5 protein-coding genes and 1 pseudogene are annotated in these 6740 nt (G+C 69.7%); 3 read left to right on the forward strand and 3 right to left on the reverse strand.

The annotated features are described in order from the left end of the window. Nucleotides 1-269 (reverse strand): annotated as a pseudogene (locus AX685_RS05965) (hypothetical protein); the annotation flags it as partial. Between the two features lie 31 nt (nucleotides 270-300). Continuing rightward, nucleotides 301-1560: a phosphoribosylamine--glycine ligase gene (gene purD, locus AX685_RS05970; RefSeq protein WP_066486411.1), complete on the reverse strand. Its 1260-nt coding sequence runs from the start codon at nucleotides 1558-1560 to the stop codon at nucleotides 301-303. Here purD and xseA point away from each other — a divergent pair. Together xseA and AX685_RS05980 are read left to right on the forward strand one after the other, a co-directional pair. Then, entirely contained in the window at nucleotides 1559-2995 is a 1437-nt protein-coding gene (xseA, locus tag AX685_RS05975) for an exodeoxyribonuclease VII large subunit (protein ID WP_082740567.1), read from the forward strand. The two genes, purD and xseA, sit on opposite strands and share 2 nt — an antisense overlap. 25 nt (nucleotides 2996-3020) lie before the next feature. Beyond that, entirely contained in the window at nucleotides 3021-3224 is a 204-nt protein-coding gene (locus tag AX685_RS05980; protein ID WP_066486413.1) for a DUF2093 domain-containing protein, read from the forward strand. On the opposite strand, the gene AX685_RS05985 is transcribed toward AX685_RS05980, so the two are convergent. After that, a complete protein-coding gene (locus AX685_RS05985) occupies nucleotides 3221-3769 on the reverse strand; it encodes a hypothetical protein (protein WP_066486415.1) in 549 nt (182 codons plus the stop codon). The genes AX685_RS05980 and AX685_RS05985 overlap by 4 nt on opposite strands. 224 nt (nucleotides 3770-3993) lie before the next feature. Here AX685_RS05985 and AX685_RS05990 point away from each other — a divergent pair. Beyond that, nucleotides 3994-6740: TonB-dependent receptor domain-containing protein (locus AX685_RS05990; protein ID WP_066486417.1), on the forward strand; the 2747-nt coding region annotated here is incomplete at its 3' end.

Consider the following 6740-nt stretch of genomic DNA (forward strand, 5'->3'; position numbering starts at 1 on the left):
GGGGTTGGGGCTGGGATCGGAGTGGGTTCCGCTGCCGCTGCCGGGGCAGGCTGCGGCGCGGTGTCGCGCACCTCCACCCCGTCCGCCTTCAGATCGGCGATACGCTGTTGCTCGTCCGCCTCCGCGGCCCGGCGCGCGCGCTTGTTGCGCGCGCCGACGATCATCGCGATGACCGTCAGGATCGCCGCGATCGCAACGATGACCAGCGCGATCGTGACCAGCACGCCGTCCTGCGACACCGGTTCGAGAGAGAAGCTGCCTGAATTCATCTGGGCATCCTGTTAGACGTATCGCCGGGGATCAACCTTCGTCGATCGCCTTGGCTCCGATATCGCGGCGGAAGAATCCGCTCGGGAAGTCGATCGCATCGACCGCGGCATAGGCCGCGCGCTGCGCCGCCGCGATGTCGGCACCCCTCGCGGTGACCGCCAGCACGCGCCCGCCGTCGGCGACCAGTTGCTCGCCGCGGCGCGCGGTGCCCGCCTGGAAGACGACCGCACCGTCGCGTTCCGCCGCCGCGATCCCCGCGATCGCGCCGCCCTTCTCTGGCGTGCCGGGATAGCCGCTCGCCGCCATCACCACCGTCAGCGCCGCGTCGTCGGTGAAGGCGGGCGCGGGCAGGTCCGCCAGCCGCCCTTCCGCCACCGCCAGCAACACCTCCGCCAGATCGCCGGCGAAGCGCATCATCAGCACCTGGCATTCCGGGTCGCCGAAGCGGACGTTATATTCGATCAGCTTCGGCCCGTCAGCGGTCAGCATCAGCCCGGCGTAGAGCACGCCGACATAGGGCGTGCCCGCCGCGGCCAACGCGTCGATCGTCGGACGCACGATCTCGCCCAGCGCGCGCTCCTCCAGTTCCGGGCTCAGCACCAGCGCGGGGCTGTACGCGCCCATGCCGCCGGTGTTCGGGCCGGTATCGCCGTCGCCGACGCGCTTGTGGTCCTGCGCCGATCCGAACACGGCGGTCGCGCTGCCGTCGGACAGGACGAACAGGCTCGTCTCCGGTCCCTCCAGCCGCTCCTCGATCACCGCCTCGACCGGGCCGTTGGCGTACAGGTCGCGGATCGCGGCCTCCGCCTCGGCGCGGGTGTCGGCGACCACCACGCCCTTGCCCGCGGCCAGGCCGTCGGCCTTGATGACGCAGGTGTCGCCGAAGTCGTCGAGGCAGGCGAGCGCGCCGTCGCGGGAGGTGACGCGGAAATAGCGCGCGGTGGGGATGCCGACGCGTGCGCACAGATCCTTGGTGAAGCCCTTCGACCCTTCCAGCCGCGCCGCCTCGCGCCCCGGCCCGAACACCGGTACGCCGATCGCGCGGACATTGTCGGCCAGGCCGTCGACCAGCGGTCCTTCGGGGCCGACCACCACCAGCCCGATCTGCTGGCGGCGGACGAAGTCGATCACCGCCCGGTGATCCGCCACGTCCAGGTCGGCGATCGTCGCATGCTGCGCGATGCCGGGGTTGCCCGGCGCGGCGAACAGCGTATCGAGAAGCGGCGACTGCGCGAGTTTCCACGCGAGCGCATGCTCGCGGCCCCCAGACCCCACCAGCAGGATGTTCATGGCCGACCCCCTTCACGATACCCACCCCCAGGACAGCGGGGCGGGGCGGCTGGTAGCCGAGGCGATGCCCGGCGACAATGCGATGGCGCTCAGCGTCAGCGAACTGTCGGGCCGCCTGAAGCGGATGGTGGAGGGCGAATTCGGCCACGTCCGCCTGCGCGGCGAGATTTCGGGTTACAAGCGCGCGGCATCCGGCCACGTCTATCTGTGCCTCAAGGACGATGCCGCGGTGATCGACGGCGTGATGTGGAAGGGCAGCGCCGCCGGCCTCGCCTTCCGGCCCGAGGATGGGGTGGAGGTGGTCGCGACCGGGCGGCTGACGACCTATCCCGGCCGCTCGAAATACCAGATCGTCATCGACCGGATGGAGCTGGCCGGCGCGGGCGCACTGATGGCGCTGCTGGAGAAGCTCAAGGCGAAGCTGGCGGCGGAGGGGCTGTTCGATCGCGCCGCCAAGAAGCCGCTGCCGTTCATGCCGCGCACCATCGGGGTCGTCACCTCGCCGACCGGCGCGGTGATCCGCGATATCCTCCACCGGCTGGAGGATCGCTGCCCGACGCATGTCGTCGTCTGGCCGGTGAAGGTGCAGGGGCAGGGCGCGGCGGAGGAGGTCGCCGCGGCGGTGCGCGGCTTCGACGCGCTGCCCGCCGACGGCAGCGGCCCGGTGCGGCGCCCCGACCTGGTGATCGTGGCGCGCGGCGGCGGCTCGATCGAGGATCTGTGGGCCTTCAACGAGGAGCCGGTGGTGCGCGCGGTCGCCGCCTGTTCGATCCCGATCATCTCCGCGGTGGGGCATGAGACCGATACGACATTGTGCGACCACGCCGCCGACCTGCGCGCGCCCACGCCGACCGCGGCGGCGGAGATCGCGGTGCCGGTGCTGGCCGAGCTGCGGCTGTCGCTCGACGCGATGGGCAACCGCACCGAACGCTGCGCGCGCCGCTATGTCGAGCGCGGGCGCGAGCGGCTGGAGGCGCTGGCGCGCGTATTGCCGGCGCGCGACCGGCTGCTGGGGCCGCAGCGCCAGCGGCTCGACGACCTGGGCGGGCGGCTCGACCGCGGGCTGGAGCGGCGCGTGACGCGCGCCCGCGGCGAGCTGGACCGCGCCGGCGGCGCGATCCGACCCGCGACGCTGGCGCGGCGGGTGGAGGCGGCGCGCGCGCGGCTGGCGGACGTCGGCCGGCTGGTCGACAGCCTCAACCCCGACCGGATCCTGGAGCGCGGCTATGCCCGGGTGGAGGGGCAGGACGGCGCCACGCTGACCACCGCCGTTGCCGCCCGCGCGGCCGGCGCGATCCGCCTGCGCTTCCGCGACGGTGCGGTGGCGGCGCGGGTCACGGAAGGCGACGCACCCCCGCCGCCGCCCGCAAAGGTTGAGCGCAAGCCCGCGCGCGCCTATCCCGACTCCGGTACCGCGCAGCCACGGCTGCTGTGATCCCCGTTCGAAGGTTCGTTGACCGATGCTGATGTCCCACGCCGATCGCGCCGCGAAGGTCCATTACATGGCCAACGGCTTCCGCATCCTGTCGCCCGGCGACCATGTGCTGTGCGCCGCCACCGACGCGCGCATCCCGCTGGAGGACCTGCGCTACTGGGACGTCGCCACCCAGCGCCCCTTCGCCAGCGCCGCCATCGCCGCGCAGGAAATGGCGCCGGCGCGTTAGCGCAGGCGGATCGCGCGATAGCTGCGGCTGTCGACGTTGATGAAATAGCCGCCCATCGCCCCGCGCCGGACGCGCACCTTCGCGCCCGCGCGCGGCAGGAAGTTCATCGCCTCGGTGGTCTGCCACACCGGATGGCCCTCGTCGGCCAGCACGATCTCGCCGCGACCATTGGGGCCGGCGCGCGCGGCCTGGACGGTGCTGTTGATCTCCGTGAACGCCTCGCGCTCGTCGTCCTTGTCGCCGTCACCGCCGCCGAAGATCCCCAGCGACGGCAGGTTCAGCCCGAACAGCGAGCGCCGCGCCTTGCGCACGTCGCCGCGATCGACGATCCGCACGTCGCGCGATGCCACCGCCTGCTCCAGCGCGGCGCTGGCCTTGTCGAAACACGCCAGCCGCGCGTCCGCGGCGGCGATGCGGCGGCATTCGGCAAAGGACGCCAGCACGCGCGTCGCGCCGCCATCGGTCGCGCGCTCCTCCGCGGCTGCAAGCGCTGGCGAGGCAGCGGTCAGCAGCGTCGCGATGCCCAACGTGAACCTGACGGTCATCCTGTTCCTCCCAAGCGATACCCCAGCGCCCTAGGTCGCGCGCGCCGCAGCGACAAGTCAGCCCTGTGACCAACATGTAACACCCGTGCGAAAAATGTTGCCTGGGCATGACACTTGTTGCGGTTGCGGGGTCCGCCGCGATAGCGAAACGACATTCCGGGCGACGCACGCCCGGGGCACACAAGGGAGCGCGCCGGAAAACCGGCGTCTACAAGGGGACTTATATGCTGAACGTCTATCGTTCGCGCCTGCTCGCATCGACGCTGCTCGTCGGTGCGGCGGTGATCGCCCACCCGGCACTCGCACAGACCGCCGATCCGGCCAGCCAGCCCAAGACGGGCGTGCAGAGCACCGATCCGTCGGCGCCCGCCGCCGGCATCTCCAGCCAGGAATCGGCCCCGCCGGCCGGCGACAACAGCACCGGCGACATCGTCGTCACCGGCACGCTGATCCGCAATCCGAACCTGATCTCGTCCAGCCCGGTGTCGGTGATCGGCGCCGAGGAGCAGGCGCTGCGTCAGCGCAACACCGCGGAAGAGCTGCTGCGCGACCTGCCGGGCGTCGCGCCCAGCATCGGTTCGGCCGTCAACAACGGCAACGGCGGTGCGGCCTATGTCGACCTTCGCGGCCTGGGCAACTTCCGTAACGTCGTTCTGCTCGACGGCACGCGCATCACCCCGGCCAGCAGCGTCGGCCGCGTCGACCTCAACAACATCCCGCTCGCACTGGTGCAGCGCACCGATGTGCTGACCGGCGGTGCGGCGACCACCTATGGCGCCGACGCCGTGTCGGGCGTGGTCAACTTCATCACCCGCTCCGACTTTTCGGGCATGGAGCTGAACGTCTCGAACGGCATCACCGAGCGTGGCGACGGTGCCTCGTTCCGTGCCGACCTGACGCTGGGCGCGAACTTCGATGACGGTCGCGGCAACGCGGTGGTGTCGTTCGGCTACCAGGACGTCGACCCGGTCTACCAAGGCGCGCGCAACTTCTCGCGCAACAACTACACTTCGACATCGGGCGGTCGCGGCGGTTCGGGTACCACGGTTCCGGGCCGCTTCACGCTGCCGGCCGCATACAACACGATCGATCCCTCGACCGGCTCGCTTCGTCCGTATGTCGGTTCGACGGACGGGTTCAACTTCAACCCGTACAACATCTTCCAGACGCCGTTTAAGCGGTACAACATCTACGCCGCGGGCCACTATGACGTGTCCGACAAGGTCCAGGTGTACGGTCGCGGGCTGTTTTCGAAGAACACCGTCAGCACGATCATCGCGCCATCGGGCATCTTTGGTCAGCTGCTGACCATTCCGGTCAGCAACCCGTACCTGCCGGCTGCCGCGCGTGCGCAGTTCTGCGCCAACAACGACTTCGACCCGAACACCGCGGGTATCCAGACGTTGACCGCTGCGCAGTGCGCCGCCGCGGCAACCGCGACCTCGCCGAACGATCCGAATTTCCGCTCGTTCACGACGACCGTTGGCCGTCGCACGACCGAGGTTGGGCCGCGTCTTTCGGACTATGTCACGACTGTGTTCGATTATCGCGCCGGCGTGAAGCTGGGCATCACCGACTCGATCTCGCTGGACATTTCCGGCGCGTACGGCGAGTCGGAAAACCGTCAGACGCAGCAGAACTATGTGCTGATCTCGCGTCTGCGCACCGCGGTCTACACCACCAGCACGACCAGCTGTAATCTGGGTGCGTCGCCGGCGGTGCTGAACCCGAATCCGGCGCTGCCGCCGCTCGCCAACGCGGGTGCCGGCACCAATGCGGGCACGGGTTGCGTCCCCGTCAACATCTTCGGTGCCGATGGCTCGATCCTGCCGAATCAGGTGCCCTACCTGACCGCCGCCGCGATCACGTCGCAGAACACTTCGCTGGCGCAGGCCCGCGCGCTGCTCAGCGGCGATCTGGGTGCGTCGCTGCCGTGGGCGAGCGAGCCGATCGGCTTCGCGGTGGGTGCGGAATATCGCAAGTACACCGCCTCGCAGTTCGCCGACACGCTGTCGCAGACCGCGGGTGAACTGGGCGGCGCCGGCGGCGCCGTGCCGAACTTCACCGGCAGCTATGACGTCAAGGAAGGCTATGCCGAAGTCATCGCGCCGCTGGTGTCCGACCAGCCGTTCTTCCACAGCCTGACGATCGAAGGCGGCGTCCGCTATTCGAGCTACAAGGTGAAGGCCGCGGGCAACCCGAGCTACGACACCTGGACGTACAAGGGCGGCGGCAGCTGGGAACCGGCGTCGGGCATCAAGGTGCGCGGCAACTACCAGCGCGCGGTGCGCGCGCCGAACATCGCCGAACTGTTCTCGCCGCTTAACACCGGCCTGACCACGCTGGCGGTCGATCCGTGCCGTACCACTGCGACCTATGCGGGTCCGGTCGGGAACGCCAATCTGGCGGCCGTCTGCCTTGCGCAAGGTGCGCCGGCTTCGACGATCGGGGCGATCCGCAACCCGACCGCGAACCAGGCCGATGTGACCACCTCGGGCACCACGACGCTGCGGCCGGAAACTTCGAACAGCTTCACGGTGGGCGTGGTGCTCCAGCCGGACTTCGTGCCGGGGCTGTCGATCACGGTCGATTACTATAACATCTTGATCCGTAACGCGATTTCGCAGCCGGTTCCGGGTGATCTCATCACGGGTTGCTTCGGGGACAGCAACGGCAGCGGGATCACCGCCAACAGCGTCAACAACCCGATCTGCGCGCTCTTCCGCCGTAACCCGGTGACGGGCGGTCTGGACGGCGATCCGGCGACGACGCAGGGTCTGCTGCTGCCGGCGAGCAACTCGGGCAAGATCCTGACCGACGGTATCGACCTGGGCGTCAACTATCGCCGCGATCTGGGCTTCGCGAAGCTCAACCTCAGCTTCAACGGCAACTGGACGAACCGTTCGAAGTTCCAGGCGCTGGTGCCGGGTTCGGTCGTGCCGGTGGGCAACCCGATTGGCGGTGGCCTCGC

The organism is Sphingomonas sp. CCH9-F2 (genome assembly GCF_001556735.1).
GTDB classification, from domain to species: domain Bacteria; phylum Pseudomonadota; class Alphaproteobacteria; order Sphingomonadales; family Sphingomonadaceae; genus Sphingomonas; species Sphingomonas ginsenosidimutans.